The organism is Arthrobacter sp. SE2 (assembly GCF_058244265.1).
On the sequence record NZ_JBZAYA010000004.1, the window covers coordinates 308,712 to 332,055 of the forward strand.

Annotated in this window: 21 protein-coding genes; 7 read left to right on the forward strand and 14 right to left on the reverse strand. The window is 61.6% G+C overall.

Features of this window, described 5'->3' with window-relative positions; all coding sequences use genetic code 11:
• Positions 1 to 386: 386 nt before the first annotated feature.
• From AC4CS3_RS08250 to AC4CS3_RS08310, 13 genes are all read right to left on the reverse strand, one after another.
• Positions 387 to 713, reverse strand: coding sequence for a hypothetical protein (locus AC4CS3_RS08250; protein ID WP_490782999.1), 327 nt, complete (start codon positions 711 to 713; stop codon positions 387 to 389).
• 66 nt (positions 714 to 779) lie between these two features.
• Positions 780 to 1,397 carry an ATP-binding protein gene (locus tag AC4CS3_RS08255; protein WP_490783000.1) on the reverse strand — a complete coding sequence of 206 codons (618 nt, stop codon included), beginning with the start codon at positions 1,395 to 1,397 and terminating at the stop codon, positions 780 to 782.
• Positions 1,398 to 2,165: 768 nt separating this feature from the next.
• Positions 2,166 to 3,542 carry an MFS transporter gene (locus AC4CS3_RS08260; protein ID WP_490783001.1) on the reverse strand — a complete coding sequence of 459 codons (1,377 nt, stop codon included), beginning with the start codon at positions 3,540 to 3,542 and terminating at the stop codon, positions 2,166 to 2,168.
• A gap of 82 nt (positions 3,543 to 3,624) precedes the next feature.
• Positions 3,625 to 4,563 carry an acetamidase/formamidase family protein gene (locus tag AC4CS3_RS08265; RefSeq protein ID WP_490783002.1) on the reverse strand — a complete coding sequence of 313 codons (939 nt, stop codon included), beginning with the start codon at positions 4,561 to 4,563 and terminating at the stop codon, positions 3,625 to 3,627.
• Between the two features lie 285 nt (positions 4,564 to 4,848).
• Positions 4,849 to 5,028: a hypothetical protein gene (locus AC4CS3_RS08270; protein WP_490783003.1), complete on the reverse strand. Its 180-nt coding sequence runs from the start codon at positions 5,026 to 5,028 to the stop codon at positions 4,849 to 4,851.
• A gap of 789 nt (positions 5,029 to 5,817) precedes the next feature.
• Positions 5,818 to 6,585, reverse strand: a complete 768-nt coding sequence (locus AC4CS3_RS08275) for a DeoR/GlpR family DNA-binding transcription regulator (RefSeq protein ID WP_490783004.1) — start codon at positions 6,583 to 6,585, stop codon at positions 5,818 to 5,820.
• Positions 6,586 to 6,592: 7 nt separating this feature from the next.
• Positions 6,593 to 7,597, reverse strand: a complete 1,005-nt coding sequence (gene pdxA, locus AC4CS3_RS08280) for a 4-hydroxythreonine-4-phosphate dehydrogenase PdxA (protein WP_490783005.1) — start codon at positions 7,595 to 7,597, stop codon at positions 6,593 to 6,595.
• On the reverse strand, positions 7,594 to 8,838 hold the full coding sequence (locus AC4CS3_RS08285) for a four-carbon acid sugar kinase family protein (protein WP_490783006.1): 1,245 nt from the start codon (positions 8,836 to 8,838) through the stop codon (positions 7,594 to 7,596). Before AC4CS3_RS08285 ends, pdxA (AC4CS3_RS08280) begins: the two co-directional genes overlap by 4 nt.
• A gap of 624 nt (positions 8,839 to 9,462) precedes the next feature.
• Positions 9,463 to 9,678, reverse strand: a complete 216-nt coding sequence (locus AC4CS3_RS08290; RefSeq protein ID WP_490783007.1) for a hypothetical protein — start codon at positions 9,676 to 9,678, stop codon at positions 9,463 to 9,465.
• Positions 9,679 to 9,817: 139 nt separating this feature from the next.
• Entirely contained in the window at positions 9,818 to 10,795 is a 978-nt protein-coding gene (pdxA, locus tag AC4CS3_RS08295) for a 4-hydroxythreonine-4-phosphate dehydrogenase PdxA (protein ID WP_490783008.1), read from the reverse strand.
• Positions 10,796 to 11,119: 324 nt separating this feature from the next.
• On the reverse strand, positions 11,120 to 12,439 hold the full coding sequence (locus AC4CS3_RS08300; RefSeq protein WP_490783009.1) for an MFS transporter: 1,320 nt from the start codon (positions 12,437 to 12,439) through the stop codon (positions 11,120 to 11,122).
• 27 nt (positions 12,440 to 12,466) lie between these two features.
• Positions 12,467 to 13,138: an MBL fold metallo-hydrolase gene (locus AC4CS3_RS08305; RefSeq protein ID WP_490783010.1), complete on the reverse strand. Its 672-nt coding sequence runs from the start codon at positions 13,136 to 13,138 to the stop codon at positions 12,467 to 12,469.
• 609 nt (positions 13,139 to 13,747) lie between these two features.
• A complete protein-coding gene (locus AC4CS3_RS08310) occupies positions 13,748 to 14,569 on the reverse strand; it encodes a DeoR/GlpR family DNA-binding transcription regulator (protein WP_490783011.1) in 822 nt (273 codons plus the stop codon).
• 274 nt (positions 14,570 to 14,843) lie between these two features.
• Here AC4CS3_RS08310 and AC4CS3_RS08315 point away from each other — a divergent pair, with 274 nt between their 5' ends.
• The 5 genes from AC4CS3_RS08315 (at position 14,844) to AC4CS3_RS08335 (ending at position 20,840) form a co-directional block, all read left to right on the forward strand.
• Positions 14,844 to 15,848: a DUF4862 family protein gene (locus AC4CS3_RS08315; protein WP_490783012.1), complete on the forward strand. Its 1,005-nt coding sequence runs from the start codon at positions 14,844 to 14,846 to the stop codon at positions 15,846 to 15,848.
• A gap of 107 nt (positions 15,849 to 15,955) precedes the next feature.
• The gene (locus AC4CS3_RS08320; protein WP_490783013.1) at positions 15,956 to 16,684 is read left to right on the forward strand and encodes a GntR family transcriptional regulator; all 729 of its coding nucleotides are present in this window, start codon (positions 15,956 to 15,958) and stop codon (positions 16,682 to 16,684) included.
• A gap of 129 nt (positions 16,685 to 16,813) precedes the next feature.
• Positions 16,814 to 18,160, forward strand: a complete 1,347-nt coding sequence (locus AC4CS3_RS08325) for an enolase C-terminal domain-like protein (RefSeq protein WP_490783014.1) — start codon at positions 16,814 to 16,816, stop codon at positions 18,158 to 18,160.
• Entirely contained in the window at positions 18,157 to 19,644 is a 1,488-nt protein-coding gene (locus AC4CS3_RS08330; RefSeq protein WP_490783015.1) for an aldehyde dehydrogenase (NADP(+)), read from the forward strand. The genes AC4CS3_RS08325 and AC4CS3_RS08330 overlap by 4 nt, the downstream gene beginning before the upstream one ends.
• Positions 19,641 to 20,840: a fumarylacetoacetate hydrolase family protein gene (locus AC4CS3_RS08335; RefSeq protein ID WP_490783016.1), complete on the forward strand. Its 1,200-nt coding sequence runs from the start codon at positions 19,641 to 19,643 to the stop codon at positions 20,838 to 20,840. Before AC4CS3_RS08330 ends, AC4CS3_RS08335 begins: the two co-directional genes overlap by 4 nt.
• A 292-nt stretch (positions 20,841 to 21,132) precedes the next feature.
• On the opposite strand, the gene AC4CS3_RS08340 is transcribed toward AC4CS3_RS08335, so the two are convergent.
• Complete coding sequence (locus tag AC4CS3_RS08340) at positions 21,133 to 22,332, reverse strand: IS110 family RNA-guided transposase (RefSeq protein ID WP_490783017.1); 1,200 nt, start codon at positions 22,330 to 22,332, stop codon at positions 21,133 to 21,135.
• Between the two features lie 319 nt (positions 22,333 to 22,651).
• Between AC4CS3_RS08340 and AC4CS3_RS08345 the strand changes: the two genes are divergently transcribed.
• Positions 22,652 to 22,987 carry a hypothetical protein gene (locus AC4CS3_RS08345; RefSeq protein ID WP_490783018.1) on the forward strand — a complete coding sequence of 112 codons (336 nt, stop codon included), beginning with the start codon at positions 22,652 to 22,654 and terminating at the stop codon, positions 22,985 to 22,987.
• Positions 22,980 to 23,135 (forward strand): hypothetical protein, encoded by a 156-nt coding sequence (locus tag AC4CS3_RS08350; RefSeq protein WP_490783019.1) that lies wholly within the window; start codon positions 22,980 to 22,982, stop codon positions 23,133 to 23,135. Before AC4CS3_RS08345 ends, AC4CS3_RS08350 begins: the two co-directional genes overlap by 8 nt.
• Positions 23,136 to 23,344: the final 209 nt, after the last annotated feature.

The window sequence follows — 23,344 nt, forward strand, 5'->3', positions numbered from 1 at the left end:
GCCGGCCAAGCTACGTGCTGGTTGCCGAAGGCAGTTGCGAACCTCGCGTCGGGACGAAACAGGTCGAAAGACTCCCTCACAAGATGTGAAGTCGAGGCCTACCTGTCACTTGCGCCAAGGCACCGAGTCACTGTCCTGGATCACGAAACCGGGGAAGTGTGGCGCGTGCGGGTTGACGTGCCTTTTCCATAGCACGGGCTTGTCTGGGTTTTCACGGATTTAGGTGAGCGGAAGCCGCTCGATATTGGTCGGCACGCCGTCTGGCGATCGGATGCGCGTCAAGCCTGTGGACAAGACTTACCGTTCGCACTGTAATTGTCAGTCGAGACGTGGGAGCCGACAGGTTGGCTGAGAGAAATCTTGCGGATTCTTTCTCATTCGACCTGTCAGTTCCGTAAGTGGTCTACGGGCTCGCGGCCCAGGTGGGGAAGGCCTTGGGCGAGCCACTCTGTCCCGCGACGGTATAGTCTCCGGAGGGCGTTTTCGATTTGTTCGACGCTGGCGCCGTTGCGTTGGGCGTGGCGGGTGGCGTTATTCTCGATGCCGGTCGATCTTTCGGTGCCGTCGAGGATCGCGCCAATGGCTGCGTCCGAGAGAAGGCCGCGAAGGGCGCCGATGCTCCCGCCGGTCCGGTCCCAGAGGTAGAGGGATTCCTCAGCAAGGGACTCCGGGACGTGAGCGGCGAGCGGCAGGAGCTCTTCGACCCCGAGCACCAGGTCGGTCCATGACTCACGGTCCGCTTTCGTCCAGCGGTGGAGTAGGGGTCATCTCGTGCAGGATCATGCGGGCTTTGATCTGCCGCCCCATCTCGCCCGCGAAAAGGTCCGTTGTCGGAAGATTGATTCCGGCGCAAAGGAAAGTCGCGTCCAGACGGTCCGCGAACTGTTTAGGGTGCTTGCGGCCTCGGCTCCGGCCTGCCTGTTCGTTTTGAGGTTGTGCACCTCGTCGACGATGACCAACGTAGTCTGCAGGGACCGCATGACCGTGACCAGCTGTTCGGTGAGTGTCGGTGCGGTGGCACGGATGGGAGCCGGGATCCCCAGCCACGAGGCGAATGCCTGCATGAGCATTTTCGGTGTCGTGGCGGGTGGGACGACGGAGTAGACCACCGGCGCGAATTCCCGGTCGTCCTGGCGTCCGAGTCGCTTGGGCTCTGACTTTTCGTGGCGTTTGACAAGAAGCAGAGCCGCTGTCGATTTTCCCATGCCCGCGGCGGCCGAGAAGGCAAGGCCCCGCCTTGCTGTCGCCGTGCTGGCCGCGTTGCGGGCTATGGCGATTCGGGCTTGCCGGGAGCGGGCCTGCGCATCCGAGGTTTCCAGGACGGTGTCTGCCGCGAGCCATGTGAACCGGGCGCGGTCACTGGCGGACCTCGCCTCAGCGTATGGCGCCTGCACCACTGGCAGTGTCAGCCTTGGGGCTCTTCGGGTAAGTGCCCAACGAACTCGCGCCAGGCCGTCAGGCTGTCCGGGGTGGCGATGTCTCAGGTCTCCAGAAGATCGATTCGTCGTCCGTGGCGGCGCCGCGGAAACTCGGCGATGACTTGGTCCGGTGGCGTAGCGTCGGGTTCGGTGATCGGGTCCGGCCCGGGCTCCGGTTCCGGATGGCCGACGGGTTGTGTATGTGCGTTGTGTGGCTTGGCGCTCGGCGCGTCTCGTTGGGGCGGTCAGGATCCGATTGATCTCGGCAAGGAGATCCCTGCCGGCAATCGTCTCGCCTCGCCTGTATGGCCTTCTTCGCGGCGGCGAGGACGTCGCGGGAACAAGGGTCCCACAAGGTGCGTGGACAGGGTCCACTTCGCCTCGATGCACTGACCCTTCTTGTGGTCACGGACGTAGATCGACTGGAGTCTGTAAGGGCCATACCGAACTTCCCAGCGTCCGTCGGCCAGGGAGGGGAGCCCGGAAGGGACTCCTCGGTAAAGCCCTGCAGGCTCTTCGGAATTACGGCATGGAAATTTCGGTGACAAGGACACTGGTTGATTGTCCTTAGCCCACAGGCAGCAGGTGGTGGAGGGTTGCTGTTACCGCAAGCCTCCACCACTGCCGGGGCGCTACACGGGGTCGCATCCGCTTCTCCGCGCTTTCATCGAAAACTCTTTTTGCTTAGCTGTTTGATTAACGTCAGTCAGGCCGTTGGGGACCGAGGTATGCGTCCTACAGCATGCCTCACTTCACGCCGTCCAGGGTCGTCTCGATTGGTGTTTCGACGAGCGAGTGCGTTCCGGGAGCGAGCTCGGCGGCCTCGACGAGCGAGAGCTTCCGTGTTTCGGGAGCCCACTTGATGCAGACCGCAGCGCCCAGCAGCGTCAGTACAGCGGCGCCCAGCATCGTCACGCCGATTCCGTACTGCGTCTGCACGATGGGTACGAGGAACGTGCCAACCGTCGTGAAGGCATTGACAAGAGCGAACGCCAGGCCGATGGCCGTGCCGCGGATCTCGGTGGGGAACATCTCCACCGGGTACACGGCCTGCAGAATCTGCGTCCCACCGAGGAACACCGCGTACATCGCGAACAATGCGAAGATGATTCCGCCCGGGGCATCCGGGAAGATTCCCAGCACGAGCAGGGGAATCCCGGACCACACGAAGCTATGGATGATCAATTTGCGCCGGCCCATTCGGTTGACCACCATGACAGCGATCACAGTGCCGATGAGGAACAGCACGGTAATGAACGCCGAGCCGATGACGTCCATGCCGTCGCCGAAGTGCAGTGCGGTAAGGATCGCAGGACCGAATCCGTAGATGGCGAAGAGGGGGACGACGGAGCACGTCCACCAGACGAACGTGAAGATCACACGGCCCATGTATCCCGTGCGAATCACGGTGCGGATGCTGGCCGTTCCGTCTTCGTCCTGGGGCAGTTCAGCCAGGGTGACCTCGGGACCGAACACTTTGTGCATGATTGCCGCTGCCTCGGCGACGCGTCCCTGGCTCATCAGCCACCGTGGCGATTCTGGTGTGCCACGTCGAAGCAGCATGAAAGCAATTCCAGGCACGGCTGCGCTGGCGACCATCCAGCGCCAGGCGTCGTTGCCCACGCTGTTCAGCATTAGGGCCCCGACGACGTAGGCGATTGCCGCACCGACGAACCACATCACACAGAAGATCCCCAGTAGACGTCCCCGATGTTTACGCGGGATGAATTCGCCGACCAGCGATTGCGCGACTGGCCAGTCAGCGCCGACTGCAACGCCTATGAGCAACCGGGCGACGATCAGTGCTACGAGGTTCGTGGCCCAGAACGACGCGATGGAACATACGATTGTCATGCCGAGCACCCACGAGTAGAGCGTCTGGCGGCCGAACTTATCGGCGAGGTAGCCGCCGAAGTAGGCGCCGGGCAAGCCGCCGACTAGGGCCGATCCCACCACGAGCCCTTGCTGCAACGGGTCGAGGTTCAACTGCGGCGCGATCTGAACCATCGCAACGCCGGTTATCGAGAGGACGTACCCCTGCATGAAGGCTCCGCCTGATGCATAGCCGGCGAGCCGTTTATGGAAACCCGTAAGCGGTGCATCATCGAGGGAAGTCGATGTCATTGGTTTTTTCCTTCCATTTCAATTTTCGGCGTCGTTGCCGGGCTGGGGGGATTCGATGGGGGGAAGACTCGGTGCGGGAAGCTCACTTGTTGCCCGTGAACACGCCCAGCGGCATGGTCATGGCGACGTTCCAGACACCCGAGTCCACGATCTCGATGATGCGCAGGTCGCCGGTCGCGCTGCAGAGAACGTAGGCGTCTTCGCGGGTGAGGCCGTGCGTGTCGACGAGCCACTCGATCATCGCCCGGGTAGCGGTCTTCGCGCCGCTCATGAGGTCGGAGTCGATGCCCATCGTCGCGTAGTAGCCCTTTTCGTCCTTCTTCGAGACGGCCCCCGCTGGTACACGAAAGGACGGGACGACGACCTTATTCTTATGCAGCGTGAATTTGAGCGACGCCTTCATGGGACATTCGATTGCGGTCACGCAGACCTCGCCATCACCCTGGGCTGCGTGCGGGTCGCCGCATGAGAACATTCCTCCCTCGACGAAGATGGGCAGCCACAGAGTGGTTCCCGCAGTGAGGTGTCGGTTGTCCATGTTTCCACCGCCCCCGTGCGGCGGAAATGGCACCTGCCGGCCCGGGGTCCCTGGGTGAGTTCCCATCGTGCCCAAGAAGGGCGTGAGAGGAACTTCGATCCCCGGCGCGAAGTTGATGTTGGGGCGAGATGTGAGGTCGAAGGTCTTAACGTAGCCTTCGGGAAACTCCTCGGGAAGCAAACCCAGGCCCGGCAGGAATGCAGACCATCCCCAGTCGCCAGCTTGGAGGTCAAGGATCTCAACTTCGAGCATGTCTCCGGGTGCGGCGCCCGCGACATAGACCGGGCCGCACAGGTTGTAAATCGAGTCGAAGTCGAACTTAGCTTCGTCGAAGCTTGCACCAGGCCAGACTTGGCCTTCGCCGGCTACCTGGATATCGAAATGCACGATGTCGCCGGAGTCGATTGTCAGGACTGGTTCCAGGTCGGCATCCCACTCATGGTGGATCTTCGTGGGTTCTGCGGTGTGTTCTCGTATGGCCAATGCTCTCGTCCTTCGGATGAATGTATTCGGGTCGTCGTCGCCTTGCCGAGATACGTGAAGTAGGTTGCTGCGGTTCGTCAGCGCCTCACTGATAGATCACTGTGATACACAGTTGTGCATCAGTGAAATATTAGCCCTAACGTGCGCTGTGTCACTACCTAAAAAGCAAATGCGATTTAGATCACACCTCTCAGGATTCAATCTGTTGCGCTAGATGCACTCTGCTGCGAATAGCGCAACAATTAAGGCGCATCCCTTCCATGCGCGAACTCATCGGCTGGTCATTCACATGGCTGAATGCCGGTAATACCCGGTGCCCGCCTTTCCCCCTTTGGGGTCCAACAGCAGGATCTTGGCGCGCGGCTTGCGGCGTCGCGCGGATGCCGTGTGCCAGGCGCTGCCGCCCGATATCCACCTGTGGGAGCCGCTTCGACGCAGCGAGGTCATTTTCTGAAGGTGGGACATGGAGAGCACCAGCCTCGTTTGGGCGGTGGGGCCTCGACCCTCGGCGACGCTTTCCCGGTTCCCAGCTTGAAGGGCCAGTAGATGGTCTCGCGGAGGGACTCGAGGTCGTCGGCGAACTTCACAGCACCGCTGCGGTCCTGCCGCGCCGGGTGATCGTGACGATCTCGTAGGTCGAGTCGACCTCCTCGGCCATGCCCGAGCGCTTTCCGTACTCGCCGTCGTGAGGCCGGTCGACTGAACGCGGGCTCGGCCGCAAGGACCATCGGCCAATGCAAGGACTGGGCGATCGAACAGTCCAGCCGGTTGAGCGCGTGGCGCACTGAGTGATCGATCTTGGTGACGCAGATCGGACTTCCGACGGTGTTATTGCATACCGATCGCCGGAGCCTTTCGTCAATCAAGGCCAAGTAAAAATTTAGCTGCCCAGTGTACTCGGACTGCGACTGGCCAGCCCTGACCTTCTTTACTGCCTCCCGTCGAAACTTAGTGACATAGCTAGTTCGTCAATCTTCCGACGTCGTTTGGCTTGGACGGAGCCGTCACTGATGTCATTATCGGTTGGATCTCCGCACTTCGGAGGAGTCGATCAGACATTCGAATACCCCAAGGTCAAAGGCCCGGCAATAGCCCGCTTCGTTTCGAAAGGCTTGTTGTCACCGAAGTTTGTCACAGGCCCAGAAAGACGGCTGGAAGTTTCAGCCCGCTGCGCCCGGCCCTCCGGTAAGGCATGTAATCGTAGCGGTCCTTGCTGGCTCGTAGGTCACGAGCTCAATTTCCTTGGTTTGTTATCTAGTCGGATACGACGTGCAAACTGATATTGGAGTGGCCTTGGAATATGGCGAGTTGCTCGCGGGTGATGGCTGAGTCGGTGATAAGGGTCCACGGACGATCGATCGCCGCCCACCAGTGTGCCGACGTGGCACCCAATTTGCTGGCGTCGGTGAGCACATAAATCTCGTCGGCTGCTGAGATCATTGCGCGTTTGAGCGAAGCCTGCTGATCAGTGGTTTCGCTGAGACCACGCAGGGGATCCACCCCATCGGCCCCCAGGAATGCCGCGTCCGCGGTGAGACAACTCAATGCCGCTTCCGCGAGGGGGCCGACAGTTCCGGAGCTGACGTGACGCAGGGATCCTCCCAGCAACACGAGGTCGACACCCTCCGCGTGCTCGAGTATCCGGGCGCACGTCATCCCATTTGTGATGATGGTCAGTTCCTGCCGGGTTGTCAGGTTTTCCGCGAGAGCGCCGACGGTCGTGCCGGCATCGAGCAGATTGACGGAGCCCGGAGCGATGAGCGAAGCGGCGAACCGCCCGATCATGCGCTTCGCATCGCGGGCAATGTGCTCGCGCTCCTGGAGGCTCTGCTCGCGTGGAGAGTAGCCTGCGGTGACGGCGCCTCCATAGGTGCGATGGATTCGACCGCTGGTGGTGAGGCGCTCGAGATCCCGCCGGATCGTCGAAAGCGATACACCGAATTCTTCGGCGAGCTCTTCGACCGTGGCCGGACGGACCTCGAGTATTGCTGCTATCGATGTTCGTCGCCCGTTAGCATTCATGGTTCGACTATTTCACCTCGGCGCGCTCTCCAGCGAGTTCGACGGCGGCACGCATGGCTTCGAGCATGGACGCGTGATCCGCAATATTCTTGCCCGCAATGTCGAAGGCCGCGCCGTGGTCGACGGATGTGCGGACTACGGGCAGACCCACCGTGATGTTGACACCGTTCTCGAGCCCAAGGACTTTGACAGGTCCGTGGCCCTGGTCGTGGTACATGGCCACGACCAGGTCATAGTCTCCCCGCCCGGCCTTAAAGAACAGAGTGTCCGCGGGAAGAGGTCCTTCCACAGGGATGCCTTCCGCCAGAGCTTGTTCAATTCCCGGCGTGATTTTTTGAGCCTCTTCATCGTTGCCGAAGAGGCCGTTCTCGCCCGCGTGGGGGTTGATGGCGGCGACCGCTATGCGCGGATTCTCGACGCCTGAGCGAACGAGGAGGTCGTGACCGCGGCGGATCGTGCGATAGACGATTGCTCCGTCGATCCGGGCGATTGCGTCGACGAGGCCGACGTGGGTGGTTACGTGTATCACGCGCATCTTGGGCGTGGTCAGCATCATGGACACTTCGGGTGTACCGGTGAGTTCCGCGAGAAGCTCTGTGTGGCCTGGATAATTGTGTCCGCCTGCGTGTAGTGCGGCCTTGTTCAGCGGCGCAGTGCAAATCGCATCAATGTCGCTTTTCAGGGCCAGCTCCACCGCCTTTTCGAGGTAGAGGTAGGCCGCATGTCCGGCTTCCGGCGAAAGAATGCCCCAAGGCAGCTCGGGGTCGAGACCGGGAATGTCGAAGCAGTCGATGATGTCAGGGGAGAACAAGGCTTCGTCGGCGGACTCGATGCGGCGCGTCCGTAGGGGGCTGTCGACGACTTTCATGGCCATTTCAAGACGCCCTAGATCTCCGATCACAAAGACGCGTGCTCCGGAGTGCAGTACTGGGTCGAGCATGGCTTTTGCGATGATTTCCGGTCCAATTCCTACGGGGTCTCCCATGGTGATGGCTACAATCGGACGATTCAAGGTTGCTTTCCTTCTGCTGTTGTGATTGGTCGATGTTCGATGGATGTGACGACGGACGTGAGTGCGTCGACGTCGCCGAACGCGCCGGATTTGGTTATGAACGGCTGTATATGGCCGGGCATCTCGGCGTCAACGATCCCTGGCAGGATTTCTCCTCGGATGTTCAGGACGGCCACGCCGAGGTGGTTTAGCACTGCCATGGCTGTCTCTCCGCCGGACACGACGATTGAGGATGCATGGGCTGCAGCCGCGGCGGCCGTCGCGCCGAGAGCGGCGGCTACGGTCTTCGCTCGCTTCTTGTCCAGGACGGCTGCGTGATCTGGAGTGAGCACAGCTTGTCCCTGATGGAGAGCCTCGATCAGTGTGGCTATCGTTGCACCGACGTCGATTGTTCCAGGGGCGCCTCCCTCGTCCAGTCTGCTGGTGTGGTCGAGATGGATATGCTTGAACCCGGCTCTGACGAGCTCATCTAGTTGTGCCCGGCTCGCGGGCGCGTAGCTTCCGATGACGACGAGGGAGTTGCCTCCGGCCCGATGGCCTCCCGTGACTGTGGGGATCGGCCGCGCTGGGGTCTCCGGAACGTCGCATTCGAGTGAGGCGGCGAGCGGCGCCGAGATGCCTCCGGAGCCGACGAGGAGTGCCTGGTCGCCAAGAGATTTGGCGGCCGCGACGATGGCGGCCAAGTCGGAATCGTTCCAGGCATCGACGATGGCGGTGTCGATATGCGATGCGAGGATCTGTTGGAAGCGAACGGCGAGAGACGTAGGGTCAGTCCAGTCGTCAGCCGAGACAAGCGCGTGGCTTAGTCCGGCCCCGGACAGCACATCTGCTACGCGACCTTGGCCGCCGAGCGGACGGCCCGCCACATGCACGATTCCGTTGAGGGTCGTGCGTCCGGTTCGGGGAAACGCGGGAGCTACGATTGCGAGCACGGGGCGATCGGGCCGACGCAACGCTTCGAGGGAAGCCGCGATTTCGATTCCGACGTTGCCTCGCAGCAGCGAGTCGACTTTCTTGAAGACGCGGACGCCATTCTGGCCGGCACGTGAGACGAGCTCAACCACCGTTTTCCTCGCACTGAGGCCGTCGATGTAACGGCTTTCAGTATTAATCGCAAGGACGTCTGCGGGCGGCCAAGTGACTGCGGGACGAACTAACACAGCAGTTTTTCGGTTCCCTGAGAACGGTACTGCGGCGTCAGCCGCCCCGGTGAGGTCATCGGCGACGATAAGAAGCTCCATTATGCGGCGATCTGTATGGGAGCAGCCTGAGCGCTCGTGTTGATTAGCTGGGTTTGGACAGCAACCAATAGAAACATCCAGCTTGGGATCTTCTCGGGTGTCGCCTTGATGGATACGGCCATATGTCAACCTTAAAATCGTCGATTTCGCGTCGATTACATGTATCGTACGTCGCGGAAAATGCACTAAACGCGCATCTTTATGCTTGTATGGCGCATACGTCACTGTCAATTGTGTGGATAGTGAATGAAACAAGCATTAGTGGGGCCTTGGCCGTTCTGGGAAGCCAATCGGCTCCCGTTGGGAAGCCCCGGGCTCGGTGACCGCCTGAGGACGAGGTTGGAGCCAACTCCCTGGCGCTGAGCACCTCCGGTCAGAACGAGGCTAACCCGCTCGACTGGTACAGGAGCGAGCCCTGGGATCCAAGTAGGCCCGATTGGTTCGAGGCAGTCCCGGCGGGACTTCGGACAATATGCGGGCCCCGAGACGGCTCCGGCGAAAGGGTGACGTGATCTATCTCGGCGACACTGAGTGTGACATTCCCAGCGCGACCGCCGCGCGGGCTGCATCGGCGTCGAGTTGCCAGCGGTTCTTCGCGGGAGAGTGGCTCCGTACGGGTTCAGGTCACCAATCCTGGAATTCCCTGGTCAAGCCGAAGGGCACAGAATCGCTGAGGGTGACCGTGAAAGAGTCGTGTCCATGGCGTGAGACGAGTATTCCACAGCGTCGTTCTCGCATTGCTATTGCCCGGGCAGCACTCACTGCTTCATCGAGCTCACGGTCCATGCTGGCACGGTCCGTCGCGGTGATCGTTAGTGTGTCAGGACTGATGGTGATCATGTGTTTCTCCTTAGGTTCTATACCCCGCTGGCAGCTGCTCCCGGATCACGACATCGGCCTGCCGAGACGGGGCGTACCGGCAGGCCGAAGCGGTTCTTGGTGATCTGTGCCCCCCAGGAACGGGCTGTGAGCTCTCCGCTTACTTGCTCTCAGGCCGCGGTGGAGCGAGGTCGATCGCTTGGCGCAATGCCTCGAGCAGCGATTTGTGATCTGCTATGTTTTCACCTGCGATGTCGAAAGCCGTCCCGTGGTCAACTGACGTCCGAACTACGGGGAGGCCGACGGTGATGTTAACGCCGTTCTCTAGGCCAAGAACTTTCACAGGACCATGACCCTGGTCATGGTACATCGCCACAACAAGGTCAAAGTCCCCCCTGCCAGCCCGGAAGAACACCGTATCGGCTGGCAGCGGACCGAAGGCATCGATTCCTTCCGCCTGGGCCTGCTTGATGCCCGGCTCAATCTTGATTGCTTCTTCGCCGTTGCCGAACAAGCCGTTTTCACCGGCGTGGGGGTTGATGGCGCAGACAGCGATTTGAGGGTTCTTGATGCCTGAACGGATCAGGAGGTCATAGCCGCGTTTGATAGTCCTGTAGACGAGTGGACCGTCTATTCGCGCTACCGCATCCAGAAGGCCAAGATGGGTCGTGACATGAATGACTCTCATCTTGGGGGCCGTCAGCATCATAGAGACTTCATCGGTGCCGGTTAATTGTGCCAGCAATTCGGTGTGCCCGGGGAATTTGTGTCCTCCGGCGTGTAGCGCGGCCTTGTTCAAGGGCGCAGTACAGATGGCATCGATCTCTTTGTGCATGGACAGTTCTACGGCCTTCTCCAAGAACAGGTAGGCCGCGTGCCCGGCGTCGGCCGAGAGTTCTCCCCAGGGTAAGTCAGGCCGGACACTGGGCACATCCAGACAGTCAATGGTTCCAGCCTCAAACCGCGCCTGAGACGGCTCGCTGATGCTCTTGACCTTAAGCGCACTTCCAACGAGGTCCATCGCCAGTTCCAGTCGACCCCTGTCACCAATGACAAATGTGCGCGCCCGATCTTGGATCGAAGGATCTGCCATAGCCTTGGCGATGATCTCGGGGCCGATGCCGGCTGGATCTCCCATCGTGATGGCTACAATTGGTCGTCCCATTATCTGTCTCCTCTAGTCAATGACCCGGGTGGTTCTACTGTTGCAAGACGCTGGTGATTTTGGTCCGCCACCGATGGCTCCCACTTTGGTAATGATCTGCCGATCCAGCACAGCAATGCGATGGGGCACTACGACGGGCCGCGTCAGGTAGAGAATTCATAACCCCTGCCGCCAGTCCGGCTGAGCCAACCAGAAGACTTTGGAACTCCTCGGACAATTGGGAAGAACCCTGGTTGATTCTCTGCAGTAGCTTTGTGTCTGGGGTTCCAGATGTGTTCATTCGCGTCTGCAAGGTGATTATTGTGCGATGGGGGCGGCGATGGCGTCGTCGAAGCCGTCGGCATGTGCCGACTCTTCTTGTCCAATGGGGTGTCGCGGCAAGGTCAGCGCGACGACGACTCCTGCCAAGAGGAATATGCCGGCCACGACGAAGGCACTGTTATAACTGTGTGTCGTGTCAACGATGTAACCGGTCACGATCGGTGCTACCGCTCCGAAGATGTTGCCCCCGATCATGGCTATGCTGTTCGCCCTTCCTGCCAGATGGCGCGTCCTGAGAAGATCACCCAGCAACGCCAGGTTCATGGAAACCGTTGTCGAAATGCACGTCATCGAGATGCTGATCAGGAGCAGGATTACGGTGACGTCGGAGAAAAGGGGCGTCAGTAGAACGACTGAACTCGCCAAGAGACATGCGGCGACGATATAGCGGCGCCGGGCCGTGGATTGTGCACGTCTTTTCAGCAGGCGATCAAAGACGATACCGAGTCCGATTCCGGCGAGGACCGCGACGATGTACGGTACGGCCGTAAACAGCCCGGACTTCATGATCGACAAATGATGGACTTGCTCCAAATAGCCCGGGAGCCAAGTTAGAAACAGGTACTGTGTGTAGACGGCTGCTGACTGGACGAGCGCCACGCCCCACATGCTTCGGTATCGCAGGAGGCTCAGGACGCCGCCCTTGGGTTTGCCCTCCTGTGCTTGTTCGCCTGGTACTTTCCGCTCCTCCAGAATCATTGCCCGCTCTGATTCCGACAGCCACTTGGCCTTGGATGGATCACGGAACCAGATCAGCCATGCGCCCAGCCAAATGAATCCGAGGGCGCCCATGATGACGAACATTGTCTGCCAGCCAAAGGACGTAATGAGCGCTGCTGCCAAGATCGCTCCCAGGGCCGGTCCCGCATAGGCACCTGAGTTGTATATCGAGACAGCGCCTCCACGCTCGCTTGCGGGCGCCCATTCGCGCAAGACTCTTCCGGCGGCCGGATATGTTGACGATTCCCCGACTCCCATAAGCAGCCGCGCTCCAATGAGGCCGCCGAAGCCGCGGACGATCCCAACGAGCATCGTGGCCAGTGACCAGACGACAATGCTGACTGCATTAACTACACGCGGGCCGAACCGGTCGGTGAGGATGCCGCTGGGAATCAGGAAAAGCAGGTACGACCATAGGAACGCCGAAAGCATGAGCCCTACTTGCGTCGACGAGAGACTAAGCTCCTTTTGGATAGGTCCTACGGCGACGGAGAGCGCGGTCCGATCCATGTAGTTGATCATGACCAGGAGGAAAAGCAGGAGATAGATCCACCAACGGCGGCGTGCGAATTTCATTTCCAAAACCTCGTTGTTTTTGAGTATTTAGTGAGGGCTGCCGGAAAGCAGGTCGATGGTTGTGGTCCCGGCGCCGTTGGGCTGCCAGACCTTTATTCCGGCTTCGAGCTGGGAATGCGGGATGGGTTCCCCATCCTTGAGGCTCAGTAATCGGTCATGCCCGGGCACCAGAATCGAAGAAGGATCATCGAGAAGCATCCTGCGGACGGTTTCTATGCTTTCCCGACTCAGGGCTGGATCAAGCGTCATGTCGGCGACCCCTGACATCAGTTCAGTTTCATTCTTGACGGCGTCGCCCGCGAAGATTGCGCGGCCGCCCTGAACGTCCGCGTGATAGGCAAAGTGCCCGGGTGTGTGTCCAGGAGTCGCCAACGCAAAGAACCCAGGCAACGGTTCTGCGCCGTCGTCAATCCGTTCCACGCGATCCGACTGGCTAAGGAAATCAACGTGGAACTCCGGCAATTCCCACGTCCCTACGGGTTGGTCGGCGGCCCATTCCAAATCCGGTCGTGGCACGATGATGCGTGCGTTCGGGAAAAGTGGAAAATTACATGCATGGTCCCAATGGCAGTGCGTGAGGGCGACTGCTGTCACATCTTCGCGCCGGATGTCTTGCTTCGCGAGAGCGTCCATGAGCGGGACACGGTATCCGTAGCCCCCTGTGTCCACAAGTATGGTCTCGCCTTGCCCCCTCAGCATTGCGACGGTGCTCCATCCCAGTCCACCGTGGCACGTACTTCTGCCGGGGAAACCCTGGATCAAGATAGTCAAGTCATACACAATGCGCCTCCTTGCGATACATGTATTGAGAGATGCGCCAGCCAGGCGCCTCGCGGCCAAGTGCTTCTGGGGCGCCTTGCCGCACGTCATTGACACTGGCGCCTGTTTGCACTGACGGGGTCGGGTCGATGCATATAGCTTGGCATGGTTGCGCGTTTAGCGCAACCATTCTGCACATTCTGCGCAGCCTGAAAAGTGGGCTGCGGGTGAGAGGCTTCGAATGGGTTGACGTTTGTTGGGGCCCGGTGGGCGGCCTGCGCCGACCCGCGTACTGAAGGCGAGTGCTCGGCCAAATTCGGGATTTGCCCTTGGCCTCAGATGGGCCCCGCGCCTGTCTCGGGCCGTTCCATCGTTGAAACATCCGCCGGATCTCGCTTCACATGATTGAGGGAAATCAGAGATGCGTGAACCGCGCAGCCTCGCCGCAAAGTGGCCCGTCGGCCACTGCGGCTCTTGGCTGAGGTCGATGGGTGGTGGCATCGGGATATTCCGGCTGATTGGGTGTTGGTCCCGCGATGCCTCGGTTACTTAAAGCAGGGCGTTCTTCGGCGTGTTTTGCCCGAGAGGGGTCGTTGGACTGGCAGTGAGATCTTTGGCCACCAGTACGTCGATTCCTTCCGCTTCAAATGCCATCAGTTCGTCCGGCGCGACGCTCTGATCAGTTATCAGCGTCCAAGGTTTGCCCAAGCGGCTCCAGAAGTGGAAAGGCCGGTGGCCAATCTTTGCGGCGTGCGCGACAACATATACACGTTCCGCACGCCGTGCCATGAGTTCCTTGAGCCTTGTCTGAGTGAGTTCGGCCTCACATACGCCATCTGTTGCGCTGACTCCGTCAGCGCCGAGAAATACCCGGTCGAACGTCATGCGTTCCAGAGCCGCCTCTGTTAGGGGGCCCACAAACGCTTGACTGAGTGTACGCAGCCTTCCGCCGAGGCAATCCAACTCAATGTCTTTGCTATCACTTAGCTCCGCTATGACTGAAAGGCTCGTTGTGGCGACGTGAAGCCGACTGGTCGCCTTAAGCTCGTGGGCAAGCAATGCGATGGTCGATCCAGCGTCGAGTAAAATCGACTCTCCTGGCTGAACTAGCTGGGCGGCGGTCCGTGCAATGGCCAATTTGGCGTCGAATGCTTCGCCTGCGCGCTGCTTTAGCGTTAATTCAGGATGGGCCGCTGGCGCCATGGCGCCGCCGTATGTTCTGGCGAGGAGTCCTTCAGCAGTGAGACGCGCGAGGTCGCGACGGATAGTTGATGCCGTCACGTTGAAGTGGGAGGCGAGTTCCTCCACACTCGTCAGGCCGACAGTTGTGGCGCGCTTGACGATCTCATCGCGGCGAATGTGGGAGTTCATGGCCAAAAATCGACGCCTTTCGCTATTGTTCCGGCCGATGCACATCCCGTACACAGCTTTCGATGATGATCAGATGCTACCCGGGCAGTATCGCTCGTCGCTTCCATTGGTCACTGCGCTGCTCCATGTTTTCCTCAGCGAAGTCACAACCAAATTTCGTATGGGATGCAGGAGCTACCTATATTATGGACAGCTCTTCGCGAGAAGGTAGGCGACAATCCCGTGAATGACGGCATTCCGCAGTCTAGGGTGGGACATCGAGAGGACAGGCAGAGTGACTGGATCACGCAACAGCACGCGCAGCCGGGAGGATGGGCGGGCGGATCCGCCGGGCGGTCTCATCGTTGGTGCGTATGCCACGTCTCCATACCGCAACGACTGGCATCCAGGGTTCGAGAGTCGGCTTTTTGGCTTGCTCTCGGCCATGCCCGGACTGCGGGGGCTTGAAATTCCATGGTTCGGGTCGCTGCACCAATTCGACGATAACTGGTTGCTGAGGCATCTTCGGCCTCATTGGGATTTGGTTTTGAACGATATAGGTTCCGGTCTCCGGGGGGTGGCCGCGGATTCGACGTACGGACTTGCCTCCCGCGACAGGCTCGGCCGGATGTCAGCGTTGAAAATGGCAGCCCGACTCCGCGACGATGTAGATAGCCTGAATCAATCGGCAGGGCGCCAGGCTGTCATCGCCGTCGAGTTTCATAGCCCGCCCCCACAGATGAGTAGCAGTGCGGCCTTGGCGGAGTCACTAGCCCAGATACAAAGTTGGGATTGGGGGGAAACCAGCCTGCTTATCGAGCATTGCGATGCCCTTGTATCAGGGCATCCACCTGCCGTCGGCTATCTCTCCCTGACGGACGAGTTGTCGGCCGTTATTTCCTCGGGGACAGACTTTGGAATCTCAATCAATTGGGGCCGTTCCGCCATCGAGTTACGCGATCCGGACCGTGTCCTTGAGCATGTCGCTGAGGCCCGGTCAGCAGGGCTCCTCCGATCGATGGTGTTTTCGGGGGCTGCGTCACAGGAGACGGAATTCGGTCCGTCCTGGGTCGATGCGCATTTGCCTCCGGTGGCATCAGATACCAACAAGTTCGGCGAACCTGCGTCCCTACTGACCCCGGGCCGAATGAAATCCGTTCTCGATACATCAGGCCAGCTTGACTGGATTGGCCTTAAGGTAGCCGCCCGACCCGTGAACTTACCGTTGGCCGGACGGATCCAGCTGCTTTCAGATTCAATTCGGCTGATCAACGAGGCCAGGGTATCCGCATCTGAGTAACTTCGAGCCCGCGTTATGAGAGAAAAGGCGTCACCCGCCTCCTCGCCGGGAGCCGGCGAAGAATTTCCCAGCGACTCCAATCCCAACCATCACCAAGAGGTCAGCCCGTGCCCCCACGCCAATCTTCCGAATCTTCCAGAGTCAAAGTCGCCGTCAGCGACGCCTATCCTTCCATGCGCGCGTCCATTCTCGAAGGCCAGATCCCCCCCGGAACGCGGATTAACATCGACGCCGTTTCCCGAAGCCTAGGCGTGTCCCAAACGCCAGTTCGTGAGGCGCTTCAGCGGCTTGAAGGGGACAACCTTGTGGTGTACAGCCCCGGCCGCGGATACAGTACAACGCCCCTACTGGATCTGGCCGAGCTGCGCTCCCTTTTTGAGTTCCGGCTTCTGGTAGAACCCTGGGCCGCGCGCTCGGCGGCGGTGGATCGGCTCGCGAATCCCGCTGGGGCGCTTGAGAACGAGCTGGCGGCGTTCCGCAGCGCCATGCAGGGCACGGGCGACCGGCGCCAGGAGCTCGTGGCGCACGACGCTCGCTTTCACGACACGATCCTGGCCGCGTCGGGCAACAATGTCGTACGCCACGCCTTTGCACAGACGCACTGCCACCTGCACACCTTCCGGCTTTACCCTGCTGACGTCGACGGCGCGATCACCGTCGCTGAGCACTCGGCCATCCGGGAGGCCATTGAGGCCTGCGAGCCAGAGCAGGCCGAAGCGGCGATGGCCGAACATATCAGGAATTCATTCGGGCGGTTTGCGCAGGCTTTCTCGGGTAGTTCAGCGTTGCCGCCACTGGAGGACGGCGGCCCCTCAGGGCGACACATTGTGAAGTGAAACGAAGCCCCGGCCTGGCACCGGGGCTTTTTGCTGGGCTGACCCCTTGATATGGATGCCATTTCCTATATGATTATTGAAATTCATATAGGAAATGGCCATCCTGTCGTTCACTGAGAGAAGAGACTCATGCCCTCCATCATTTCCATCACCACCCAGGACGTCCGGTTTCCCACGTCCTTGGAACTCGATGGCTCAGACGCGGTCAACGTTGACCCGGACTACTCCGCCGCTTACGTTGTCATCCGCACGGACGCGGGCGACGAAGGGCACGGCATGGTGTTCACCTGCGGGCGCGGAAACGACATCGTTACCCACGCCATCGACGCCTACTCCCGCCTGCTGCTGGGCCGCGATATTGACGAGTTGATCTACGATCTGGGCAACGCGTCCAAGCGCCTCATCCACGATTCGCAGTTCCGCTGGCTTGGCCCGGAAAAGGGCGTCACGCAAATGGCGGCTGGCGCGTTGGTCAGCGCCCTTTGGGACATCCGTGCCCGCCGTGAAAACAAGCCTCTATGGCTGCTCCTCAGCGAAATGCCCGCCGAGGAGATCGTCGACGTCGTCGATTTCACGCATATCCGCGACGCTCTGAACCCGCAGCAGGCTCTGGACATCCTTCGCGCTGGCGAAGAAGGCAAGCCTGCCCGCATTGCTTCACTCATGACCGACGGCTACTCGGCCTACACCACTTCGCCTGGCTGGCTCGGCTACAGCGATGAGAAGCTGGTGCGGCTGAGTAAGGAAGCAGCTGCGGACGGCTTCTCGATGATTAAACTCAAAGTGGCCGGGGACATAAACGACGACCGCCGTCGCATGGCCCTCGCCCGGGAAGCAGTGGGAAACCTTCCTATCGCCATTGACGCCAACCAGCGCTGGGAGGTGTCCGAAGCCATCGATTGGGTGAAACAGTTGGCCGAATACGAGCCGTACTGGATCGAGGAGCCCACCAGCACCGACGACATCCTGGGCCACGCGGAAATCCGCCGGGGAGTTTGGCCGGTTCGTGTCGCCACCGGAGAAGCCGTGGCTAGCCGAATAGTCTTCAAGCAGCTCATGCAGGCAGGCGCCATCGATGTCCTCCAGCTTGACTCCACCCGCGTGGGTGGGGTGAATGAAAACATCGCGAACCTCCTGCTCGCGGCCCGTTTCGACGTGCCGGTGTGCCCGCATGCCGGCGGTGTGGGGCTGTGTGAACTGGTCCAGCACTTCTCCTTCTTTGACTATGCCGCCATCACCGGCACGCAGGAAGGCCGCATGATCGAATACGTGGACCACCTGCACGAGCACTTCGCCGAGCCGGTTCGCATCCTCAACGGCCGGTACGCCGCGCCCCGTCGCCCGGGGACGGGTGCCGAGATGCTGAGTACATCCCGGACGACGTGGGAATTCCCCACCGGGGCCGGCTGGCTAGCTGTGGGCAACCGAGCGGCCGTCACGAGTGCGTCCCAGGTTCCCGCAGGCGGTTTCCGATGAACACCACTATCGATGACCTCAACGCCAGGGTGGAGGCCGCCCACGGCGCCTTCGAAAAGGGCCGTTCAGCGGATCCGCAGGTCCGTGCTTCGTGGCTGGAGGCCGTGTCAACCGGGCTGGAAAATGGCGCCAGCGCCCTCGTGGAGATCGCCAGCCGGGAAACACATCTCAGCGCACCGCGCCTAGAAAGCGAATTGAAGCGCACCATCTTCCAGCTAAGGCTCTTTGCCGAAGAAATTCGGCAGGGTGAACACTTCGACGCCACGATCGACCACGCAGACGCCCGCTGGGGCACGGGACCGCGGCCGGACCTCCGCCGGGTCAACGTCCCACTCGGCGTTGTAGCGGTCTTCGGCGCCTCCAACTTCCCGTTTGCCTTCAGCGTCATGGGTGGCGACAGCGCCTCGGCTTTGGCCGCCGGCTGCGCCGTCGTGCACAAAGCGCATGACGGCCACCGGCAACTCGCCGCGCGCACGGCGGAAACGGTGATCGCCGCACTTGACGGCGCCGGCGCACCCCCCGGCCTGTTCTCGCTGGTGAGCGGCCGCCCCGCGGCGGAGGCGCTGGTAGACCATCCGCTGGTCAAGGCCATCGGGTTCACAGGCTCGACGGCGGGCGGCAGGGCATTGTTCGACCGCGCCGCCGCGCGGCCCGAGCCCATCCCATTCTTTGGCGAGCTGGGCGGGATAAACGCCGTCTTCGTCACGGGAGGAGCCTGGGAGTCCCGGCGCAGCGAGATCCTCAACGGTTACGTCAGCTCGTTCACTTTGGGCATGGGGCAGTTCTGCACCAAACCGGGACTGCTGTTCGTCCCGGCTGGCCGCCGGGATGAGGTCCGCAGCCTGTTGAGGGATGCCTTGGCCGGATTCTTACCTGCCGAACTCCTGAATGAGCGGCTGCATCACGGCTTCCGTGAGGCAGCAGAACAGCTTCGGGACACCGCCGGTGTTGACGTCTTGGTGGAAGGCGATTTTGCGGCGACGCCGGCGCCCACCGTGCTTCAAACCACCTCCGCTGCTGTGCGCCTTGATCCGTCGATCCTCCGGCAGGAAATGTTCGGGCCAGCCAGCGTAGTTGTGGAATACGGCGACGAGTCCGAACTTGCGGCCCTCGCAGGATTGCTCGAGGGGCAGCTCACTACCACGCTGCAGGCTGAGCCGGATGACGACGTCGTCGAGCTCGTCGCCCGGCTGACTGACATTAGCGGACGCGTGCTGTGGAACGGCTGGCCCACAGGAGTCACGGTCAGCTACGCCCAGCACCACGGCGGACCATACCCCGCCACGACGTCGGCCACCACGTCAGTTGGAACGGCAGCCATCCGCCGTTTCCTTCGGCCTGTGGCCTACCAGTCCTTCCCCGAGGCCCGACTGCCCGAGCCACTGCGGGATGCCAACCCTTGGAACGTGCCGCAACGGGTGGACGGTCGGTGGCGCGCCAGGGGACAAGTTGTTGACTCACCGTTGATTGAAGGTCCGCGATGAACTCCCGCCATGCCGCAGCATCGGTTCTGCCCGACGACGCCGGAGACGCGCTACTGATCGGCCGGATCTGGGACTGCGTAACCGCAGGTCCTCGTGTGGTGGCGGTCCACGGGGAGGACGTGTTCGACCTCCAGCGCCTGGCCGCAACTGTCTCCGAACTGTTGGAGCGCGCGGACCCGGCCGCCGATGTCCGCTCGGCAATTGCCGATGGGTCGCTGATCGAACCGCGGTGGAAGACTGCCGACGTCGTCGACGCGTCCCTCCGGCAGGAAACCGGCCGCCCCTGTCTTCTGGCTCCGGTTGACCTCCAGGTCATCAAGGCTTGTGGTGTGACTTTTGTGGACAGCATGATCGAACGAATCATCGAGGAACGCTGCGGCGGAGAGGCCGGCCGGGCCTCGGCGATGCGCGAGCTCGTGGGCGAGGCTCTCGGCGGCAGCATCACCGCGGTGCGGCCCGGGTCTGTACAGGCCGCCGAGGCCAAGCGTGTTCTGATCGCCGAAGGTCTATGGTCCCAGTATCTGGAAGTCGGAATCGGGCCGGACCCAGAAGTCTTCACTAAGGCGCCGGTACTCTCCTCCGTGGGTCTTGGTGCCGGGGTGGGGATTCCGTCCTTTTCCTCGTGGAACAATCCTGAGCCGGAACTCGTGCTCATCGTCAATTCGCGTGGAAAGGTTGTGGGCGCAACCCTGGGCAACGACGTGAACCTTCGCGACGTTGAGGGCCGCAGTGCTCTCCTCTTGGGTAAGGCAAAGGACAACAATGCCTCCAGCGCGCTGGGACCGTTCATTCGGCTGTTCGACGACGGCTTCACCCTGGACACGCTACGGCAGGAAGAGATCCTGCTGCGGGTGGAAAGTCCGGACGGCTACGCAATGGAGGGCCGGAACTCCGTGGCTAGGATCAGCAGGTCATTCGAGGAACTTGTGGCGGCCACCTTCGGCCAGCACCACCAGTACCCTGATGGTTTCGCCCTGTTCACCGGTACCTTGTTCGCACCCACCCAAGACAGGGACACTCCCGGGCAGGGATTCACCCACAAGATGGGTGACGTAGTCACGATCAAGAGCCGCCACCTTGGCTCGCTCGTCAACCATGTGGCCGCGGCCGAAGAACTGCCCGAATGGACATTCGGGGTCCGACAGCTGTTCAATTACCTGAGGTCTCAGGAACCCGCGACGGCAGCCCGTAGCTGACGAGGTCCCACTAGCTAAGCCACACGGTCTGATGACGGACGGCACGGTGATCAGGCTGGGCCGGCCAGTGCTCCATAGCAGTTGCGAGCCAGCGGGTTCGGCGAGACCGCGTCTACGTGTTCTTCGTTCTGGCCCAGTTCCAGGAGCGGCTGCGCTGTCGGCGGGTCGGGGGGTGTCCCTATGTTTTATGTCAAGCGCTGGGACAGTTTTTTGTGAAAGGGGATGTGACCGTTTTCGGGGGCAGAGATAAGCGGCCGTCGGCGCGTGGCCGGCGGCTGATGTGCTGGTCTTGTCAGGCCGTTTTGGTCTCGGGTGCTTCGTAAAGCGCTCCGTCGCGCAGCATCGCGAACAGGACGTCGCAGCGGCGTCTGGCGAGGGCGATCAGGGCTTGGTTGTGCCGTTTGCCCTCGGCCCGTTTGCGGTCGTAGTACTCCCGGGAGACGGGGTCTTTGAGGGAAGCGAACGCAGAGAGGAAGAACGCCCGTTTGAGGATCTTGTTGCCCTTCTTCGAGGAGTGGTCTCCGCGGATCGAGGTTCCGGAGCGCCACGTCACTGGCGCAAGGCCGGAGTAGGAGCCCAGGTGCCCGGCGGTCTTGAATTCCTTGCCGACAACCTCGGTAATGATCCGGGCTGCCGTCCTGACGCCGACCGCCGGTAGGGACGTCAGGAGCTGATGAAGAGGGTGGGCCTCCACGAGTTTCTCTACTTGTGCGAGGATTTCTGTTCTGGAGGCGCGTAACTGGACTAGCTGCGCCGCCAGCTGGGGCAGGACGATGCCGGCGGCACCGGTGCCGGCGACGACCACGGTTTGCTGGCCCAGCGAGGTGAAGATTTCTTCTGTCCAGCGCTTTCCGGCCCGCGGCGCTGACTTGGCCATGAACGCGGCGACCCGGCTCTGGCCGGCCCTGCGCAGGGCCTCCGGCGTCGGGTATTTCCGGAGCAGTTCGGCCATCACGGGGTGGTCCAGGTGCGGGCCGATGGCCCGTTCCAGGGCGGGGTGGATCTGGGTGAGGAGCCCGCGGATCCGGTTCGAGGCTGCGGTGGCCTGCTTGGCCAGGTCGTCGTCGAAACCGCAGAGCATCGACAGTTCCGCGGCCTGTTCATCTGCGACGGCGATCGAGCGCAGCGTGTGCGGCATGGTCCGGGCGGCCTCAGCGATGATGTAAGCGTCTCGGGCATCAGTCTTGGCCTCGCCGGGATGCAGGTCAGCGATGCGGCGCATGGCCAGGCCCGGCAGGTAGCCGACCAGGATACCGGCGCCCTGTGCCACGGCGACGGGGAGGGCACCGATGGTGGCTGGCTGGTCCACGACCAGCAGCAGCGTCCCGTGCTTGGCGAGGCTGTCGATGATCGCCCGCAGTTTCGCCTCGTCCTGGGGCAGGGCTTTGTCGAGCAGTTTCTTCCCGTTCCTGTCCAAGGCCACCGCGTGGTGGTTGGTCTTGCCGACGTCGACGCCGATGAAGACATCGACGGATTCGTGGTCCTTGATCACGCATAACCTCCAGCATTCCGGTCCGATCCAACAGTGCTGGCATGTCCTGCGGCCCCAGAGCTCGGCATCCACGTTACGGCCGGCCTCCCGCGGCAAAATCTGCGGCTGGTCTGGTCCCCATTAGCGATCCCCTGGCGCCTATCGGACCCCGGTGACAACACCCCCCGGATCATGGTCGACTGGGGGAAAAGATCATGCCGGGACCGACAGGCCAGCACCCCCGATTCTTGCTCGTTAGGGGCTATAAGAAAGGTAACGGGGATAGCGCCTGCGGCCCGGTGCTCAACGCGCTGCAACACCCGAGGAGACTGCCTCCCTCGTGGCCGAGCACCCTCGGGACCTGGAAGCCGCGCTGCGCCACGTCGCAGGCCGGTTGATCACCAAGACCGAGGTCACCCCGGATGGCCGCTGCCAGCTGCATGTGGGGAACGTCGACGCCGTCCCGAACCGGGCGGGTGTGATCGACCGACGGCTCCGTGGTGAGGTGCACCAGACCAGCAGGCTGGTGCTTACGGAAGCGGTCCGGGCAATGGGGTTGATGGCTGGCTTATCGGCCGGACTTCAGCCTTGGCCTAAGCCCTTCGCCCGGCTGACCCCGGCAAGATCCTCACCGACAGGCCCTCCCCCTGGCCACGGGCGGGGACTGTTTGACTGACGTGGACCGGCTCCGCACCCAGGGGGAAGCTTACGGCCCGGTAGCCTCGGATCCTACGGTCAGCCGGCTGGTCAAGGTGCTCGCCACGGCGCACCCGGTCAGGGCGCTGGCCGCGATCAACAAGGGCCGCGCCGAAGCCCGCGCCTAGGACTGGAACGCTGCGGGGACGCATCGCCTCTTCACGACGCCAGCCTTTCGAACCCGGTCGTGATTGACATCGATGCCATGCTTCTGACCGCCCACTCGGGGAAGGAACACGCCCGCCGACCTGGAAGCAGGGCTTCGGGTTCCACCCGCTGGCCGCGTTCATCGACCATGGCGCCGACGGCACCGGTGAACCCCCGCAGTGATCCTGCG